Here is an 18,537-nt window from a genome sequence, read left to right as displayed (position 1 = left end):
TTGACCTACCTCTTTTAATTACTGTATCGTACGTTCTACTGTGTATACATCTTTTATTTGTTTTAACCGTTCGACAATTCGACGTAGGTGATTAATATTATGAATAAGAATCGTTACGTGGATAATTGCAATTTTATTTCGATCTGAACGACCATTGACAGCAATAATATTAGTTTTTGATTCATTGATTACTTGTAAAACATCGTTTAATAAACCACGACGGTCATAGCCTGAAATTTCTAAATCAACATGATAAGATTTAGATTCTGACTCCATGTTTTCCCATTCAACGTATATCAAACGATCTTCTGCTTCTTCCGTTTGAACATTCGGACAATCTTTACGATGAACAGACACACCGCGCCCCTTCGTAATATAACCAACTATTTCATCACCTGGGACCGGATTACAGCATTTTGATAACCGAATCAGCATATTATCGACGCCTTCGACACGTACGCCGGAATCTCTTTTTGATTTTTTCTTAATGGATTCACCGCTAGCATTTACCTTTTCAATTGTTTCTTCTATATCTTTTTCCTGTTCTTGCTGCTCACGAATTTTTTCTGTCATTCTTGTAACAATCTGTGCAGGCGTAATACCCTGATAACCAATCGCCGCAAACATATCTTCCTCTGTCGTGAAACTAAACTTCTCCAATGCCAGATCGATATTCTCTTCTGTAATGACTTCTTTTGGTTCAAAGCCAGCATGTTTCAGTTCCTCTTCTAACATTTCACGACCTTTTACCACATTCTCATCACGTCGTTGCTTTTTGAAAAATTGCTTGATTTTGTTTTTCGCTTGAGAGGTTTGCGTCATTTTCACCCAATCCTGAGATGGACCATATGAATGCTTAGATGTCATGACTTCAACGATATCACCATTTTTCAATTGATAATCGAGTGGCTCCATTTTTCCGTTTATCTTAGAACCAATCGTATGGTTACCTACCTCTGTATGGATCTTGTAAGCAAAGTCAAGAGGCACAGAACCACGCGGCAATTCTATTACATCGCCTTTTGGTGTGAATACATACACCATATCAGAAAATAAATCTACCTTTAACGATTCCATAAATTCTTCGGCATCATTGGCATCGTTTTGCCATTCGAGAATTTCACGGAACCAAGCTAAACGGTCTTCTGTTGATTGTTGTGAAGGATTGATCATTTTGCCTTCTTTATAAGCCCAATGAGCTGCAATACCGTATTCAGCGATCTCATGCATTTCTTTTGTACGGATCTGTACCTCCAGCGGTGCACCTTTAGGTCCGATCACTGTCGTGTGCAGGGATTGATACAGATTTGGTTTCGGCATGGCAATATAATCTTTGAAACGGCCAGGCATTGGCTTCCAACAAGTATGGATAATACCTAGCACTGCATAACAATCCTTAATGCTAGAAACGATAATGCGAACGGCAAGCAAATCATAAATTTCATTAAACTGTTTCTTTTGTATCATCATTTTACGATAAATACTGTACAAGTGCTTCGGCCGACCGGAAAATTCTGCTTCAATATTTACATCCTTCAACTGCTGTTTGACTTCATCCATTACTTCCTCAATATAATGTTCACGTTCTTCACGTTTTTGTTTCATCAAATGGACGATACGGTAATATTGCTGAGGATTTAAATAACGTAACGCGGTATCCTCCAGCTCCCATTTGATAGCTGATATCCCAAGTCGATGTGCAAGGGGTGCAAAGATCTCTAATGTTTCGTTCGAAATTCGGCGTTGCTTTTCAGCTGGTAAATGCTTTAGTGTACGCATATTATGAAGTCTGTCCGCCAGCTTGATCAAGATAACCCGTATATCTTTTGCCATCGCGATAAACATTTTACGGTGGTTTTCCGCTTGTTGCGCTTCTTTCGACATGTATTTAATCTTACCGAGCTTGGTTACCCCATCAACCAGCATCGCTACTTCTTCATTGAAAGCATTTTTGATATCTTCTACCGTTACTTCTGTATCTTCCACTACATCATGAAGAAATCCCCCAGCGATAGTTTCCGGGTCTAATTTCAAATCAAGCAAGATACCAGCAACCTGAACTGGATGAATGATATATGGCTCTCCTGATTTTCGAAATTGCCCTTGATGCGCGTTTTCTGCAAAATCATAAGCACGTTTAATAAATAGTATATCTTCATCGTTTAGATAAGTTTTTGCTTCTTCAAATATCTCTTCAGGCGCTAAAATTTTATCCTTTGCCATATAATCACCTTTACTTTTAGACTCATCACGAATTAAAACGTGTTTTCCCTATCATACCAAAAAAAATAGTAATTTTCCTTAATTATATAGCAAATATCGACAATTTCTATTATGACATTTTTTACTATACCTTATTAAGCGTAAATCATTTCGTTCCATAAATGATGAAAAATTCAGATAAATTAAACTTGGCTTATCGCTAAGTGCTGGCGAAAGCTCCAGTTTTCTATGCATTGTTCTTTGAAATGTTTAATACGTTCCTAACGTGATATAAAAATAAAAAGACAGAGTACTCCGAAGAGTACTCTACTTTTTATAACTTAATATTCCATTAGCGTTAATACGTCATACCCGTCTAATTTGTCACGACCGTTTAAATAAGTCAATTCAATTAAGAAGGCACATCCAACTACTATACCGCCCAGTTCTTCTACTAACTTGATCGTTGCTTCGATCGTTCCGCCAGTTGCTAGTAAATCATCCGTAATCAAAACTCGTTGACCTGGTTTGATGGAATCCTTATGAATGGTTAACACATTTTTACCATATTCAAGGCCGTAATCTACTTTAACTACTTCTCTAGGGAGCTTTCCTTCTTTTCTAACTGGTGCAAAGCCTATTTCAAGTGCATAGGAAACAGGACAGCCAACGATAAAACCTCTCGCTTCGGGTCCAACAACAAGATCAATTTTTTTATCCTGTGCATATGCGACAATTTCATCTACTGCTGATTTATAAGCAGGACCGTTATCCATAAGTGTCGTAATATCTTTAAAACGAACACCTTCCTTCGGCCAATCTTCTACTACTGTAATATACTGTTTATAGTCCATAAACAATTTCCTCCTCATTGCTCCTCTTCTTCATTTGTTCAGAGAACCATGTTTTTAATTGTGAATAAGATGAATAAATAAAAATTTCTTCTAGCTCCATCTCCTGTTTACGTTCTTGATAGACGGTCGCTTCTGTTAAATCTTTTTTGGACGGATCATCGGTTGGGACGATTACTCCATCTTTTCGGGTTACAAAATTTAATTCATGAAATACCTGGAACATAAACTTGATCTTGTCCAATTTCCAGCCTTTAAATGACGCTAGCTTAGGAGCATCTACCTTGTAATCAAAGTATTTCCGCTTCAGGATTAATTGATACAGCCACTTAAATTCATCTCGATTAGGTAATGAACGGAAATACTGACTGTCATTCGTCGAAAAACAAACAATCAGACGCTCGAATTTCACCTGGTCGATTAACACTTGCAAATCTTCCAAATCAGTTGGAACATCAAGCAAATAAAGTGCTTCTACCGGATGTGATACAGCTAATACCGTATCTTTATCGCAGACTGGAACACCTTGTATGTCACTCCCTTGAAAACTAACAAAATATTGGTTAGGTTGTTCAACATTTACTTGCTGTTGCCAATTCTTCATTCCGCGATAATCGAATAATTGCCAGCTCGTAACCGCCATATCTTTGATAAGCATTTGTGGCTTACGAATACCATTCCATTCATTGATCTGTAATTCTCCTACTACTTCTACAGGTGTCTGTTTTGCGAGGTATGGTACTTTTTCACCTAAGCCAAAACCGATCGTATCCAATTGCTGTCCACTTTCTGAAAACCTTAGTTTTAAGTGGTTTTTGGTTGCGCCAATTTGCTTGATATCACTAGGTGTTGCCTCTAAATGAAACAGTGGTTTAGGATTACCCATACCAAACGGTGCTAACTGATCAATGGTTTCTAATAGTTCCATGTTAATATCAGAGATCGCTAATGATCCGCTAATAGACAACTGCGGTTTAAAGTCGTCTTCAGTCAATTGTTGATTAGCAAGTGTATCCAGCTCTGTTTCCAGTGTTTCTACATTATCGACTGGAAGGGTCATACCGGCAGCTTGTGCATGCCCGCCAAAATGAGTAAAAAGCTCTCGATGTTGCATACAATTTTGAAACATGTCAAACCCATCAATACTACGTGCTGACCCTTTTGCTTGCTTCGTTTCACTGTCTATCGCTAGCACGATGGCAGGTCGATAATAAGTTTGCACTAACTTAGATGCGACGATACCAAGGACACCTTGGTTCCATCCTTCTTTAGCCACAATAATGACTTGGCTGGTATGGTCAGCTTCTTCATACTGACTTATCGCTTCTTTTGTTATATCTGCCACAATTTTTTGCCTTTCGGTATTTAGATCCTGCACATAATTGGCTAGCTCCTCAGCTTCTTCCGGATCATCTGTTAACAATAGATCAACCGCTAAATTCGCATCCTGCAGACGGCCAACAGCATTTAATCGAGGTCCAATCCGAAAGCCAATATCTTCTTCCGTTACGTTCCCTTCGATTTGACATAATTTCTTTAATGCTTTCATGCCTTTCCGTTCTGATCGACTTAATGCCTTTAAACCATGGTAGACAAGTACTCTGTTCTCATCATGTAACGGTACAAGATCGGCAATGGTACCCACGACGACTAAATCTAAGAACTGCTCAGGAAAATAGCCTAATAGCTGCTGGGCAAACTTAAAGGCTACACCCACACCTGCCAATTCCTTAAAAGGATAGTCTTCCGAACATTTCGGGTGAATGATGGCATGCGCTTCAGGAAGTGTCTCTTGCATTTCATGGTGATCGGTAATAATGACATCCATTCCTAATTGATTCGCGACAGCTACTTCCTCTACTCCAGCAATACCATTATCCACTGTAATAATTAATTGAAACCCTTGGCTATGCGCTTCTCGAAAAGCCTCTTCATTTGGTCCATAACCTTCTGTAAAGCGATTAGGGATATAGTAATCACACATTGCTCCACTTTCACGCAACGCTTCAACCATGACTGTTGTAGAAGTAACTCCATCTGCGTCATAATCCCCGTATACAAGAATGCTTTCTCCTGCTTCAATCGCTTGCTTGACACGTTGTATGGCCTTATCAATCTGATAGAACTGTTCCGGACTGTGCAACTGGTCAAGAGAAGGTAGCAAGAATCGATCAACCTTCTCCTCTGTATCGATCCCCTGATGCCACAATAACTGCTTAATGACAGGAGATACGTTCACATCCGCTAGTACACCGTATGATTCTTGGTCCGTATTCTTATATGTAAAAATCCAATTTGATTGACTTTCTAACATAAATTCACCCCTGACTCACTTATTATACAAAAGTGTATCAAGGGTAGCAAACAGAATTATTTTACTTTATCACCGTTATCTTCATTTAGACCGTCTGTTTTGTCAGTTTTTGCAGGATATTGATTATTTTTTTCATCTTGTTGAAGAGCTGACAATTCCAGCTTTGCAGCACGCAGTTCTCGTTGTAAACGCAGTATTCGAACCACACCAGAAGCTGCAGTGATGACAACACCCATTAATACAGAAAATAAAATGATCAAAATTAACGGTGCTTCCCCTGTCCCGAATAAATAATTAACCTCTACAGGGTCGACATTAATCACCGCAAAAATGGCGATAATTACTGCAAACAGTACAGCCAAAATTAAATAAGTCTGTCCCTTCATGCAAGGCCTCCTTCAAATGATATGATTCCTTGTTTTTCATTATAAAGGTAATAGCAGGAAATGTCGATTTCTGCAAACTCTGCATCACATTCGGCACGTTTGATAATCGCATTTATTCCTACTTAACATCTCACGACACCTCAAGTACAACTCCAGCGAGTAAAATCGACCTAGCCTATCTACATTATTTTAAACAAGACTGCTTATAATACGGATTAACTCAATTAGCTATGTGGTATTTTTGAAACGTTTTTGTGCTGGGATACCGCTCCGGCCAACCACTTCGTGTCCTGCGAGGCACTGCTGAAGCTAGGCTACTACATGAATTACTTTTTTGATGCCTTGCACCGAGGAAGCTTACTTCGAAGCAATACTAGTAGTCAAAGGTGTAGACTTTGTGGATCTTCAGCACCTGCACAATCCCGCGGGAGTCTACTTGGTTGGCCTCGCTAGGATAGGGACTCAACAACTTTTGTAAGATTAGCGGAGAAAATATGCGGAGACTCCGTATGCGTTAGCACGAGCTGAAGGTCCACTTTGTCTGTGCCTGTGTCTACAAGTATTGACACCCAGTTCCACTTTACATAATCCGTATTATTGGAATTACTTGACTTTTTATAAATGTATTATGCCACATTTATTAATTTGTAATGGTGATTTCTGACTAATAGCAAAAAAGCTGAGCTTCTTGTCTAGAAGCTCAGCTTTTTAGAATTACACTTGTGGGCCGTCGTTATATTTCTTTTCTTTGTATTCGATCGGTTTTTCTTTTACTGATTTACCTCGCCATACTAACCATACTTGTGCTGCGATAAACAACGAAGAGTACGTACCGGCGAATAATCCGACAACCAACGCGAAGGAGAAGTTGGTAATTGCATTTGCACCAAAGAATAACAACATAGCAGCTGCAAAAATAACCGTTAATACCGTGTTAATACTTCTTGCAAAAGTCTGCATTAAACTATGGTTAACAATTTTGGCAAGCTCAGCAAACGATTTAACCTTCTTCCGTTTCTTGAGATTTTCTCTGATCCTGTCAAACGTAACAATGGTATCATTAATCGAATAACCCACAATTGTCAGAATGGCAGCGATAATCGTAATATCAAATTCGAGCCTTGTTATACTGAACAGAGCAATTATGAAAAAGGCATCGTGCAGTAAGGCAAGAATCGCGGTAAGTGCTGAATAAAACTCAAAGCGGATGGTCACATAAATGATAATCCCAATCGATGCATAGATTACCGCCTTTACAGCATTTTCAGCTAATTCTTTTCCTACAACAGGAGAGACCGTATTGACAGTAGGTGCACTACCGTATTTGTCTTCGAAATGCGTTCTGACTTCCGATACTTTGTCTTCGGAAAGTTCATCCTCAAATCGAGCAACTGCAATATTTTCATCTTCTCCAGACAAGACAACTGGTGCACTCACTTCTAAATCAAGCTTTTCAAATTCCTGCTCAATTTCTTCTGTTTTTAATGACTGATCGGCAAGAACCTCTACTCGCGAACCGGAAACGAAATCAATGCCAAGATTCAGTCTGAACACAGCCAAACAGATAATACCTAAAGCCACTAACCCGATGGAGACACTGAAAAACTTCTTACGGTGTTTAACAAAATCAAATTGACGGCCGAAAAATCTCGGTTCTACTTCTTCGCGACTATTAAGGTCAATTATGTCATCCTTTTTGACACCAAACCAGCCTGGACGTTTGTTTAAGAAATTACTGTTCACCCAAAAGCCCAGGAACAACCTGGAGCCAAACACAGCTGTTACGAAACTTAACACAATACTTACCATTAGCAAGGTTGCAAAACCTTTCACAGAGCTTGTACCGAATATAAATAAAACGGCAGCAGCGATCATTGTCGTGATGTTCGCATCAAATATCGTCGATAGTGATTGCTTATTTCCTGATTTAAAAGCAGCTTTGACAGATTTACCTTCTTTTAATTCTTCTTTTATCCGCTCATACGTTATGATATTAGCATCAACTGCCATACCAACCCCTAATACCAATGCGGCAATACCCGGTAAAGTTAACACACCGTTCATTAATTCGAAGACAAGCAGTACTAGATAAATATAAATACTTAGCGTGATTGCTGCAATGAATCCTGGGAATCGGTAATAGAACATCATATAAATAAAGATTAAAATGACACCTAATACACTGGCAAAAATGGTTTTGTCTAATGCTTGCTGACCAAATTGGGCACCAACAGAAGTCGAATACTCTTCTTTCAAATCCACTGGTAAGGAACCAGCGTTTAGTAAGTTGGCCAATTGCTGGGCCTCTTCAATCGTGAAGTCACCCGTAATCATAATATCTTTTGTTCTTAATACTTGACTTACCGATGGGGCAGAAATAACTTTAGAATCCTCTTTTTGGATTTCCTCTTCGTATGTATCGCCTTCTTCATAGTCCATCCAAATAACTACTTGATTTGCGAGTTCAGAGTCATCTAAAATTTGTTTCGTCGTATCACCAAATCGATCGGCATCTTTAAATTTGAGCGTTACAATCGGTTGATTCGTATCTGGATCAAAGTCTTGCTTTGCACTACCTTCCTGAATATCAGAACCATCCAGATATTTCTTTCCGTTCACATCACGGAAAGTCAGTTCAGCTGTTGTTGCCAGCATCTCTCTTGCCTGATCCTGATCTTCCACACCAGCGAGTTGTACACGAATACGATTCGGTTCTTCGATATTGAAGCTTGGTTCACTGATCCCGATCGAATTCACACGTCTTTCGAGTGTTTCAACCGTAGATTCAAGTACACTTCTTGTTACTTCCTCATCTTCATCCAAGGGTTCAACGTCATAAAGTACCTCGAAACCACCTTGTAAATCAAGTCCTAATTTAATATTTTTTGCAATATCCTGATATGTAGTACCAATCGTCGCTCCTAACACTAACACTATTAGGAAAAACGCAACGATTCTCCCTCTTTTCACCATACGTAAAGCCCCCCTATGTTTTCAAAACAACACTATTTTACCTTAAATACGGGTGATTAGACAAGCAAGGCAAAGACTTTAGTCCGATTTCCGATTGCCTAACAGGGCATCGAGCGATTCTTGAAGATTTGTATCCATCCATGATTTTTGTGTTAGATAAGTCATATAGATGTTAGGGTTTAAATGCAGAATGTCCTGCACCACTTCATATAACGCTTTGTCAGGATTGCCCTTCCAAACCTTATCCACTAAACAATTCCAAATATCATCAATCGTTGTTTTGGAATAATCGAGTAATTGCAATTCACGCAATTTACTCTCAAGCACTACGTCTAATTCGTTCCGCCAAGACGAAACTTGTTTACGATTTACCATACACTTGCCTCCATCCGATTAAAAATCTAGCTAAAATTGTCATGCTTGTCCTCTCATCTTGCATATAATTCATTGTATATGAAAATTTTCGGTTTGAGAAGGCAGGTCGATCAAAGTGACCAAACAAAATTTTTTAAAAGGGACAATCATTCTAATCATCGCCGGTATGATTACACGTTTTTTAGGCTTTGTTAATCGAATCGTTGTCGCCCGATTAATGGGAGAAGAAGGCATCGGTCTATATAACATGGCCTTACCTACCTTATTTTTAATGTATACCATTTCGCAAATTGGTTTACCGATTGCCATTTCCAAAAGAGTTGCAGAAGCTGATGCGAGAGGTGACTTTGTTAAAATCAAACAAATATTAATTATCTCGCTATCCATCACGGTATCCCTAAGTGTGATCTCTACAGTACTCATGTACCTGATCATCCCATATGTAGCCAACCATTTATTGACCGATCCTCGTGTATATTATCCTATGATGGCGATTCTTCCAATCATTCCGATCAGTGCTGTCGCAGCAGTAATCCGAGGATATTTCCAGGGTAGACAAAATATGAAGCCACAAAGTATTGCACAAGTAATTGAACAAGTAGTGCGTATTGGTTTCATTCTCGTCCTGGTGACATGGCTCGCTCCACGTGGTATAGAATTTGCCGCTGCAGGAGCAATGATCGCGGTTATCATTGGCGAAGGTGTTTCTTTACTATTCATGTTAAAAATGTTCCGTCTAAAGAAACGAATCAAGCTCCGGAAAAACATTTGGCAATATGTAAAAACAGGTTCAGACACGTTAAGACAATTATTCTCGATCGCAATACCAAGTACCGCCAGCCGGTTAGTCAACTCCATTTCCAATTTTTTAGAGCCTATTTTAGTAGCACAGAGTCTAGCACTTGCTGGATTTCAAGCAACAGTCGCAACCAAACAATATGGGGCTCTGACCGGATATGCATTGCCGCTACTATTCTTACCAACCTTTATCACACATTCACTAGCAGTTGCACTCGTACCGAATATTAGTGAAGCAGAGGCAAAACAGCATAAAAAGTTAATTCATTACCGTATTCATCAGGCCATACGGCTTTCCTTCGCTTCCGGCGCAATTGCTACTGTTCTGTTAACACTCTTTGCAGATGCTATCTTACAGTATATGTATGGCACTAATAACGCTAGCCTTTTCTTAAAAATTATGGCTCCTTGCTTTTTATTTATGTATATTCAGTTTCCGCTAAATGCTTCTTTACAAGCACTTGATCTCGCCAAACAAGCGATGTGGAATAATATCGGATCAACCATTATCAAATTTATTATTTTGATCGTACTTACGACCAATCCGCAAATCGGAATCTACGGGGCGGCTATTGCGATGAGTGTCGGTGTTATTATCGGAACCGTATTTCATCTGATTACTTTGTTTCGCGCGATTAAATTTTATATCCCTATGAAAATGATCCTAAAAATGTTTGCTTTAATTGGATTAACTTTCTGGATGGGGCAATTGTTAATCCAACTGTTCGATTTCCATATAGAGCACACTCTACGCTTTTTGTTTATCGTCGTCCTTCTGTTTATCAGTTACTTGATTTTCTTATTCTGTTTACAATTTATTAGCAAGGATGAGTTGCAGCAATTACGAAAAAATAAATAGACCAGTGGGAATTTCTATGATTCCCCTGCTCTATTTATTTCTTTTCATTTTTCTTATCGATATACCATTCATTATTGACATCGATCGAACAAAAGGAGATCTCCTCGACCGAATCAAATCCACGGTTGCGCATTTCCTCGACCACCCAATTCTGATCTTTGTTTAAATGCTTTAATGCCTTCTCCTGAATCCTGCCATCCACAATTAACGGTAAAACCAGTCCATCAATGACAGGCTGCACATTATTTTGATTTTTTTCTAGTATCGATAGCTTTCCAGACGGTTCTAGAATGGCATAGGCAACATCATTTATACTTTCTGTTCCATGCTCACGTAATTGCTGTAATAAATCGTCAAAATTAAATCGGTTTTTTTTCATTTCATTTTCATCAATTTTCCCTTGAGCTATGATAATCGACGGTTTGCCTTCAAACCAGGCACGAAACAAGGGGCTTTTTAATGATATCCACGCCGTCATCCATTGAATAATCATCAAAAGAATCATCGGAATTAAACCATAAGTAAATGACAACTCCAAATCAGCTATCGTTAGTACAGCTACTTCAGCAATCATAATATAAACGACTATATCAAGCAGACTTAATTCTCCCACTTCTCTTTTACCCATCAAACGAAAAATAATGACTACCACAAAATAGTAAAAGATTGTCCGCGGTACGATCGCCATAATCTCCTCAATGCCCATACTAGCCACATCCTTCCATGACGATATGGCTAGCTTTCCCTGTACTTGTCTCAATATACTTATAAAGGCTGTTGAAATGGCAATAAATAGCGGAAGTAAATATAAATCGTAGAAATAATTAGAGATAGTATAACTACAGGAATACCGTAAAGCATGAATTTCACAAACGAAATTGGTTTATTTTGTGCGTCCGCTAGTCCAGCCACAACAACATTTGCAGATGCACCGATTAATGTACCATTTCCACCCAAACAGGCTCCAAGTGCAAGCGACCACCATAATGGATCCAAATTCGTCATCCCGTATGTTTCGAATTCTTCTATTACTGGTATCATCGCCGCTACGAACGGTATATTATCAACAATCCCTGAAAATATTCCGGACACCCACAACAACAGAAGAGCGGTATTCGTCATATCCCCTTCTGTCAACCACATAATCGAACGTGCTAATTCATCTATCACGCCTACCTCTTCCAACCCGCCCACAAGCATAAACAAGCCAATGAAGAAAAATAACGTTACCCATTCCACTTGTTCAAAGATTTTATCCGTATCTACCTCTTTTTCACTTACGATCAGCAACAGGATCGCTCCACACAGTGCAATGATTGTTAAATCTACATGAAAAACAGGATGGAGCAGAAAGCCTATTATTGTTAATAACAATACAGAAAGGGATTGGTACAGTAATGGTGATTTTTTTAGGTATTGAGATTCTTTCATTTGCATTAAATCATGTATGCGAGTTGAATCTATCTGTTTTAACTGCTTTCGGAACCATACACTTAACAGCACCAGCACGAGTACCAGCAATAGTAACGAAATCGGTGCGGTATGTTCCAGGAAGGACAAAAATGTTAAGTGTGGTACTGCTTGACCAATCATAATATTTGGCGGATCCCCTATTAATGTCGCCGTCCCTCCGATATTCGCAGTCAAAATAATCGTCAGTAAGTATGGGAACGTTGGTAATTGTAAAAGATTGGTCAAAGTTAAAATAACAGGTACAAATAACAGCACCGTTGTTACATTGTCGAGTAATGCAGAACCAAGTGCTGTTAGAAAACCGATTCCAACCATTAACGGAATTGGTTTTCCTTTTACTAATTTCGCAAGCCAGATCGCGATATAAGTGAAAACACCAGTTTTTTTCGTTATGGCAACTAACACCATCATCGCAAATAATAACGCTACAGTGTTCCAGTCAATATAGGAGGTAACAGCATCCTCCCATTGGTATACACCTGTCAAAAGCAACAATACCCCACCTGCTAATGCTACCAGTGCGCGATTTATCTTCTCTGACATTATAAATATATAGCTAATAATGAAAACGGCTATGGCAATAGTTACTGACATCTAATGTCCCCTCTCTAGTCACCTCAAAATATTGACAAGCTATAATTCATATATATTCTGATTTTTTGTAACTATTCGAGAAGGATATCTTCTATTTTTTGAGGACATGCATACATAAATAGAGAGCAGTTATTAAAAGGGAGGGGTTGGAAGTGAAGACAATCGTGGGTGTTCTGTATGGTTGGATTGGCATTTTTGTAGTTATGTTAGCGGCAAGTATCATCTTAACGCTTTTGTTACGTTTTACATCACTAGGAGAATCCACACTAGAGATGTCTACGCTATTTATCAGTTTTATTGCATTATTCGCTGGAGGATTGATTGCTGGATTAAAGGCAAAACATAAGGGCATTTGGGTAGGAGCATTGACCAGCTTGTTATTTACTTTTATCGTGTTTTGCTACCGATTTTTAGGCTTACATCTTGGATTTTCCGTGATAGAGCTGGTCAATCATACGGCTTATTTGTTACTAGCCATAATCGGCGCCATCATAGGCGTCAATCTGTCATCCGAGGAAGAAGCTGCATAACTCGCACATTGGCAATAAGAAAAAGGCTATATACCCGCCTAAATACAACTACCTATAATACGGATTATATAAAGAGGAACTGTGTTACAATGTGGCCATTTTAAATAGATTTCATGTGCTTAACTAAGCTCCGAAAATATGCTCTATGTCCTGTGGCGCACGGCTTCATTTAGGCTAACACTTGAACTACTTCATTGCTGCCTTGTGCCGAGAAAGCCTGCTTCAAGGCGATACTTGCAGACACAGGCACAGACAAAGTGGATCTTCAGCTCACGCTGATCCTCTGCATATTTCCTACACTTAAGGAAATGCTACAACGTATGAAACAGCATAAAGCAGTGGTTTTAGGCATTATGTTTTTAATTCAAATGCTGTTATTGATGGATGCGCTCAAAATGCTAGCTCTTACAAGAGTTGTACAATGCTATCTAAGCGCAGGCCAACCACGTAGACTCCGGCGGGACGCGCAGGTCCTGAAGATCCACTTTGTGAAGCGCTCTTCTTCACAAAGTTAGCTTCAGCCGTGCCCCGCAGGACGCGAAGTGGTTGGCCGGAGCGGTCTTCCAGCTCATAAAACGTTTCAAACTTACCACATAGCTAGTAGACATAATCCGTATTATAAGAACCCACACTTCATTTTGGTATGATAATTTCTGCGATTCGTGTTTATGACTGAAATTATTTAAGTAAAACAAAAATACCATGGCATCTTTATCGATGCCATGGTATTTTCTCTGATTAGCTCTGTTCTACTACGTCGCGCACTGCTGAGCGGTCGTATGTAAGTTTTGTTCCATCACCTGTAATAAGTACAAGGCTGTCTTCGTCCAAGGCATGAACAGTGCCGTGGAAACCACCAATTGTTACAATCTTGTCCCCTTTTTTCAGTTCAGATTGCATGTGACGTACTTGTTTTTGTTTCTTCTGTTGTGGTCTGATTAATAGAAAGTAAAAGATCACAATCATTAAAACAAGCGGACCAAGGGTTGCTAAAAATTCCATGTGTTGCACCTCCTCTTAAAAATTCTTTGCATTTGGTTTATTAAAACCATATTTTTCAAAGAACTCTTCTTTAAAATCTCCAAGTCGGTCTTGCATAATTGCTTCACGAACTTGCTCCATTAATTTTAACAGAAAATATAGATTATGATAAGTAGTAAGTCTGAAACCGAAAGTTTCATTTGATTTTACTAAATGTCGGATGTAAGCCCTTGTATAATTTTTACAAACATGACAGTCACAATTTGGGTCTAATGGTGAAAAATCACGAGCGAATTTCGCGTTACGGACAACCAAACGTCCTTCTGATGTCATCAGTGTTCCATTACGGGCAATTCTCGTCGGCAGTACACAATCAAACATATCAACGCCACGAATAGCGCCATCTATTAAGGAATCTGGAGAACCTACTCCCATTAAATATCTTGGTTTATCTGAAGGCAATAATGGTGTAGTGAATTCTAATACACGGTTCATAACATCTTTCGGTTCCCCGACAGATAATCCGCCAATTGCGTATCCCGGGAAATCTAATGATGTTAAGTCTTGTGCACTTAAACGACGTAAATCTTCATATTCGCCCCCCTGAACAATCCCGAATAATCCTTGAACATCTTTTCGGTCATGGGCTTCAAGACAGCGTTCTGCCCATCTGCTTGTTCGTTCCACTGACTTTTTCATATAGTCATGTTCTGCCGGGTATGGTGGGCATTCATCAAATGCCATCATAATATCAGAGCCTAATGCATTTTGAATGTTCATTGCTTTTTCTGGTGACAAAAAGAGTTTTTCACCGTTTAAATGATTACGAAAATGTACACCTTCTTCTTTAATTTTACGTAAGTCACTTAAACTGAAAACCTGGAATCCTCCGGAATCAGTTAATATTGCACCATCCCAGTTCATAAACTTGTGCAATCCCCCTGCTTCCTTTACGATTTCGTGACCAGGTCTGAGCCACAAATGATAAGTATTGGACAGGATCATATTTGCCCCCATCTGTTTTAATTCTTCTGGACTCATTGTCTTGACAGTCGCTAATGTTCCGACTGGCATGAAAGCGGGAGTATCAAAGGAACCATGTGGTGTATGGACCTTTCCTAGTCTTGCTCCTGTTTGTTTACATGTTTTTATATGTTCATATCTTATCGCAGTCATCAAAAGTTGTCCTTTCTTTACATAATTAACATCGCGTCACCAAAGCTGAAGAAGCGGTAACGCTCAGCAACTGCTTTATTATAGGCCTCTAAAATAAAGTCTCGATCTGATAGTGCACTCACTAACATAATTAATGTCGACTTAGGCAAATGGAAATTCGTAATCAAGCCATCGATCGCTTTAAACTGATACGGTGGGTAAATAAAAATATCCGTCCAGCCATTACGCTCTTCAAATACACCATTTGTATCACGTGCTATTGTTTCAAGCGTTCTGGTTGAGGTTGTCCCGACCGAAATAATTTTGCCTCCACGCTTCTTTACCTCATTAAGCTGATTTGCTGTTGTTTCTGTCATCTGATAGAATTCTGCATGCATTTCGTGTTCTTCGACATTGTCTACACTAACCGGACGGAATGTCCCTAATCCAACATGCAATGTAATAAATGCAATCTCGATTCCTTTTTGTTCGATTTGTTCGAGAAGTTCATTGGTAAAATGCAACCCTGCAGTTGGTGCTGCTGCTGAACCTTGTTCGCGTGCATAAACAGTCTGATATCGATCTTTCTCATCCAATTGTTCTTTAATATAAGGCGGAAGCGGCATTTCGCCGAGCTCATCCAGCACTTCATAAAGAATTCCCTCATATTCTAACCGAAGGATGCGACCGCCATGCTCTTTCGTATCAATACAGGTCGCTTTTAATTGCCCATCACCAAAGACAATCGTAGAACCGACTTTTATTTTTTTAGCTGGTTTCACGAGGACTTCCCAATCATTATCTTCTATTTGCGATAATAATAACACTTCCACTTTGGCACCTGTATCCTGTTTCATACCATACAATCTTGCCGGCAACACTTTTGTATTGTTTAAGACTAAACAATCACCTTTTTCAAGAAAATCTAATATATCGTAAAAATGGTGATGTGTGATCGATCGCTTTTCACGATTTAACACCATTAACCTTGAACTAGCGCGATCTTGTAACGGTGTCTGTGCGATTAATTCCTCTGGTAAATCAAAATCAAAATCTTCTATATTCATGCCTTTACTCCTTCTACTTAAAACGTCCTATTATTGCAAAAATAATTGTCAGGATAATACTCACAATTATTGATGTCATGATTGGAAAATGAAAAGATACATTACCTTTTTTAAAGCTGAAATCACCAGGCAGCTTACCAATGAATCCCCATAACAGACCAACGATTATACATACAATCCCTATTACAATAAAGATTTTACCGACGTCCGTCAAGATTCAGGCACCTCCCGGTCAAAGTGTGCATAAGCTTTGGACGTAACAAGCCGTCCTCTTGGTGTACGTTGAATAAATCCTTGCTGTAATAAATAGGGCTCATAGACATCCTCAATTGTTTGTGACTCTTCGCCAATGGACGCTGCAATCGTATCTAAGCCTACAGGTCCACCTTTGAAACCGTCAATGATTGCAAGTAATAATTTATGATCAATGTGATCAAGCCCTTCCTGATCAACCTGTAACATCTTTAACGCCTGCTGTGTTGTTTGGATCGAGATACTTGGTTCACCTTTAACCTGCGAAATATCCCGTACCCTTTTCAACAAACGATTCGCAATCCTCGGAGTGCCACGTGACCGTCTCGCTACTTCCATCGCAGCTACTTTTTCTATTTGCACTTGAAATATGTCAGCCGTCCGTTCGACAATGGCACACAAGTCCACTACTTCGTAAAATTCAAGTCTTGATAATACACCGAAGCGGTCACGTAATGGTGCTGATAGAAGACCTGCTCTAGTTGTAGCACCTACTAAGGTAAACGGCGGTAAATCGAGTTGAACAGATCTTGCACTTGAACCTTGACCAATGACGATATCCAGACAGAAATCCTCCATTGCTGGATAAAGGATTTCTTCCACTGCACGGGGCAGTCGGTGAATTTCGTCAATGAATAAGACATCACCGACTTCCAATGAGGAAAGTATCGCTGCTAAATCACCAGAGCGTTCGATGGCCGGGCCGGATGTTTGCTTAAATTGGACACCCATCTCATTGGCAATAATCTGTGCCATCGTCGTTTTACCAAGACCTGGAGGACCATATAATAATACATGATCGAGTGGTTCGTTTCTCATTTTGGCAGCTTCGATAAAAATTGCCAAGTTATCTTTAGCTTTATGCTGACCAATGTATTGCTTCAGCATTTTTGGGCGCAGACTTAATTCTTCAGATAAATCTTCTTCTTGGATCTCATTGGAAATAATCCGTTCCTCCATCATGGAATCTCCTTTCTATTTCATTAGTAAGGCTAACCCTTTTCGTATGTATGTATCCGCCGCATCACTCTGCTCTTTCGCTAAGACTGGTTTAATCGTATTAATTTCTTTTTCCGAATAACCTAATGCTTTAAGTGCCTCTATCGCTTCAGATAAAGCATTATTTTCCTCTGTTTTATCTGGCTGCTGGTTAAATAAATCTTCAGTATGAAAGTCAAAAGGTAATTTCCCTTTTAAATCCAGGATCATTTGGCGTGCTGTCTTCTTCCCTACTCCCGGAAAACTTGTCAAAAACTTTTCATCTTCCTGATCGATCGCCAGGACGAAATCTTTAACAGAAGTTGTGGCCAATACAGCTAATGCACCTTTAGGTCCGATTCCCGAAACATTTAAGATTTGCGCGAATAATTTTTTTTCTTCCTGGTTTTGAAATCCGTATAAAATTTGTGCATCTTCCCTTACATAATGATACGTGTAAACCTTTAATTGCTCACCTGTTTGTACTTGAAAGCGATAAGGATTCGGACAGATTACTTCATATCCTATTCCATTCGTTTCTATCAGAATGGTTTGTTCCGTTATATCCGATACTAATCCATTTATATATGCAATCATATCACTGATCTCCTCTTCATTCCAAATTCGCACTCGTTCACAAGCATACGTTCGTATTTAATCTTAGCTTATCTAACGATCTTTCGCAAGAAGTAGGAGGAAATAAAATGATAGGAATAACGAGCACTTAAATATGTTCAATATCATTTGCA

16 protein-coding genes are annotated in these 18,537 nt (G+C 39.2%); 2 read left to right on the top strand and 14 right to left on the bottom strand.

The window, feature by feature from the left end:
* Positions 1 to 18 precede the first annotated feature (18 nt).
* The 6 genes from MUN88_RS14815 to MUN88_RS14790 all read right to left on the bottom strand — a co-directional run bounded on the left by MUN88_RS14815 (position 19) and on the right by MUN88_RS14790 (position 9,101).
* On the bottom strand, positions 19 to 2,223 hold the full coding sequence (locus tag MUN88_RS14815) for a RelA/SpoT family protein (protein ID WP_244716357.1): 2,205 nt from the start codon (positions 2,221 to 2,223) through the stop codon (positions 19 to 21).
* Positions 2,224 to 2,543: 320 nt separating this feature from the next.
* Positions 2,544 to 3,056, bottom strand: a complete 513-nt coding sequence (locus tag MUN88_RS14810; protein ID WP_244716355.1) for an adenine phosphoribosyltransferase — start codon at positions 3,054 to 3,056, stop codon at positions 2,544 to 2,546.
* Positions 3,046 to 5,367, bottom strand: a complete 2,322-nt coding sequence (gene recJ, locus MUN88_RS14805; protein ID WP_244716353.1) for a single-stranded-DNA-specific exonuclease RecJ — start codon at positions 5,365 to 5,367, stop codon at positions 3,046 to 3,048. Before recJ ends, MUN88_RS14810 begins: the two co-directional genes overlap by 11 nt.
* A 56-nt stretch (positions 5,368 to 5,423) precedes the next feature.
* A complete protein-coding gene (locus MUN88_RS14800) occupies positions 5,424 to 5,753 on the bottom strand; it encodes a LapA family protein (protein ID WP_244716351.1) in 330 nt (109 codons plus the stop codon).
* 714 nt (positions 5,754 to 6,467) lie between these two features.
* On the bottom strand, positions 6,468 to 8,726 hold the full coding sequence (gene secDF, locus MUN88_RS14795; RefSeq protein ID WP_244716349.1) for a protein translocase subunit SecDF: 2,259 nt from the start codon (positions 8,724 to 8,726) through the stop codon (positions 6,468 to 6,470).
* Between the two features lie 78 nt (positions 8,727 to 8,804).
* A complete protein-coding gene (locus MUN88_RS14790; RefSeq protein WP_244716347.1) occupies positions 8,805 to 9,101 on the bottom strand; it encodes a post-transcriptional regulator in 297 nt (98 codons plus the stop codon).
* Positions 9,102 to 9,216: 115 nt separating this feature from the next.
* Here MUN88_RS14790 and spoVB point away from each other — a divergent pair, with 115 nt between their 5' ends.
* Complete coding sequence (gene spoVB, locus MUN88_RS14785) at positions 9,217 to 10,758, top strand: stage V sporulation protein B (RefSeq protein WP_244716345.1); 1,542 nt, start codon at positions 9,217 to 9,219, stop codon at positions 10,756 to 10,758.
* A 34-nt stretch (positions 10,759 to 10,792) separates the two neighbouring features.
* On the opposite strand, the gene MUN88_RS14780 is transcribed toward spoVB, so the two are convergent.
* Together MUN88_RS14780 and MUN88_RS14775 are read right to left on the bottom strand one after the other, a co-directional pair.
* Positions 10,793 to 11,464: a DUF421 domain-containing protein gene (locus tag MUN88_RS14780; protein ID WP_244716343.1), complete on the bottom strand. Its 672-nt coding sequence runs from the start codon at positions 11,462 to 11,464 to the stop codon at positions 10,793 to 10,795.
* Positions 11,465 to 11,523: 59 nt separating this feature from the next.
* Positions 11,524 to 12,825 (bottom strand): ArsB/NhaD family transporter, encoded by a 1,302-nt coding sequence (locus MUN88_RS14775; RefSeq protein WP_244716341.1) that lies wholly within the window; start codon positions 12,823 to 12,825, stop codon positions 11,524 to 11,526.
* Between the two features lie 152 nt (positions 12,826 to 12,977).
* On the opposite strand from MUN88_RS14775, the gene MUN88_RS14770 reads away from it, so the two are divergent.
* The gene (locus MUN88_RS14770) at positions 12,978 to 13,355 is read left to right on the top strand and encodes a TIGR04086 family membrane protein (RefSeq protein ID WP_244716339.1); all 378 of its coding nucleotides are present in this window, start codon (positions 12,978 to 12,980) and stop codon (positions 13,353 to 13,355) included.
* Between the two features lie 738 nt (positions 13,356 to 14,093).
* On the opposite strand, the gene yajC is transcribed toward MUN88_RS14770, so the two are convergent.
* Genes yajC through ruvA form a run of 6 tightly spaced genes read right to left on the bottom strand, consistent with a single transcriptional unit; the run spans position 14,094 to position 18,385 of the window.
* Positions 14,094 to 14,357: a preprotein translocase subunit YajC gene (yajC, locus tag MUN88_RS14765; RefSeq protein WP_244716337.1), complete on the bottom strand. Its 264-nt coding sequence runs from the start codon at positions 14,355 to 14,357 to the stop codon at positions 14,094 to 14,096.
* A gap of 15 nt (positions 14,358 to 14,372) precedes the next feature.
* The gene (gene tgt / locus MUN88_RS14760) at positions 14,373 to 15,512 is read right to left on the bottom strand and encodes a tRNA guanosine(34) transglycosylase Tgt (RefSeq protein ID WP_244716335.1); all 1,140 of its coding nucleotides are present in this window, start codon (positions 15,510 to 15,512) and stop codon (positions 14,373 to 14,375) included.
* Between the two features lie 17 nt (positions 15,513 to 15,529).
* Positions 15,530 to 16,558, bottom strand: coding sequence for a tRNA preQ1(34) S-adenosylmethionine ribosyltransferase-isomerase QueA (queA, locus tag MUN88_RS14755; RefSeq protein WP_244716333.1), 1,029 nt, complete (start codon positions 16,556 to 16,558; stop codon positions 15,530 to 15,532).
* Between the two features lie 13 nt (positions 16,559 to 16,571).
* Positions 16,572 to 16,772 carry a DUF2905 domain-containing protein gene (locus MUN88_RS14750; protein WP_244716331.1) on the bottom strand — a complete coding sequence of 67 codons (201 nt, stop codon included), beginning with the start codon at positions 16,770 to 16,772 and terminating at the stop codon, positions 16,572 to 16,574.
* Positions 16,769 to 17,770, bottom strand: coding sequence for a Holliday junction branch migration DNA helicase RuvB (gene ruvB / locus MUN88_RS14745; RefSeq protein ID WP_244724555.1), 1,002 nt, complete (start codon positions 17,768 to 17,770; stop codon positions 16,769 to 16,771). The genes MUN88_RS14750 and ruvB overlap by 4 nt, the downstream gene beginning before the upstream one ends.
* A 15-nt stretch (positions 17,771 to 17,785) precedes the next feature.
* On the bottom strand, positions 17,786 to 18,385 hold the full coding sequence (gene ruvA, locus MUN88_RS14740) for a Holliday junction branch migration protein RuvA (protein WP_244716329.1): 600 nt from the start codon (positions 18,383 to 18,385) through the stop codon (positions 17,786 to 17,788).
* Between the last annotated feature and the right edge of the window lie 152 nt (positions 18,386 to 18,537).

Origin of the sequence: Gracilibacillus caseinilyticus, from assembly GCF_022919115.1 — a bacterium.
In the GTDB taxonomy this organism is placed as follows: domain Bacteria; phylum Bacillota; class Bacilli; order Bacillales; family Amphibacillaceae; genus Gracilibacillus; species Gracilibacillus caseinilyticus.
The sequence above is the reverse complement of the archived record's forward strand: the minus strand, read 5'-3'. Positions and strand labels throughout refer to the sequence as shown.

Excerpts from the sequence above, each read along its gene's own strand:
- MUN88_RS14815 (WP_244716357.1), bottom strand. The coding sequence starts at position 2,223 with ATGGCAAAGGATAAAATTTTAGCGCCTGAAGAGATATTTGAAGAAGCA.
- MUN88_RS14810 (WP_244716355.1), bottom strand. The coding sequence starts at position 3,056 with ATGGACTATAAACAGTATATTACAGTAGTAGAAGATTGGCCGAAGGAA.
- recJ (WP_244716353.1), bottom strand. The coding sequence starts at position 5,367 with ATGTTAGAAAGTCAATCAAATTGGATTTTTACATATAAGAATACGGAC.
- MUN88_RS14800 (WP_244716351.1), bottom strand. The coding sequence starts at position 5,753 with ATGAAGGGACAGACTTATTTAATTTTGGCTGTACTGTTTGCAGTAATT.
- secDF (WP_244716349.1), bottom strand. The coding sequence starts at position 8,726 with ATGGTGAAAAGAGGGAGAATCGTTGCGTTTTTCCTAATAGTGTTAGTG.
- MUN88_RS14790 (WP_244716347.1), bottom strand. The coding sequence starts at position 9,101 with ATGGTAAATCGTAAACAAGTTTCGTCTTGGCGGAACGAATTAGACGTA.
- MUN88_RS14780 (WP_244716343.1), bottom strand. The coding sequence starts at position 11,464 with ATGGGCATTGAGGAGATTATGGCGATCGTACCGCGGACAATCTTTTAC.
- MUN88_RS14775 (WP_244716341.1), bottom strand. The coding sequence starts at position 12,825 with ATGTCAGTAACTATTGCCATAGCCGTTTTCATTATTAGCTATATATTT.
- yajC (WP_244716337.1), bottom strand. The coding sequence starts at position 14,357 with ATGGAATTTTTAGCAACCCTTGGTCCGCTTGTTTTAATGATTGTGATC.
- tgt (WP_244716335.1), bottom strand. The coding sequence starts at position 15,512 with ATGACTGCGATAAGATATGAACATATAAAAACATGTAAACAAACAGGA.
- queA (WP_244716333.1), bottom strand. The coding sequence starts at position 16,558 with ATGAATATAGAAGATTTTGATTTTGATTTACCAGAGGAATTAATCGCA.
- ruvB (WP_244724555.1), bottom strand. The coding sequence starts at position 17,770 with ATGGAGGAACGGATTATTTCCAATGAGATCCAAGAAGAAGATTTATCT.
- ruvA (WP_244716329.1), bottom strand. The coding sequence starts at position 18,385 with ATGATTGCATATATAAATGGATTAGTATCGGATATAACGGAACAAACC.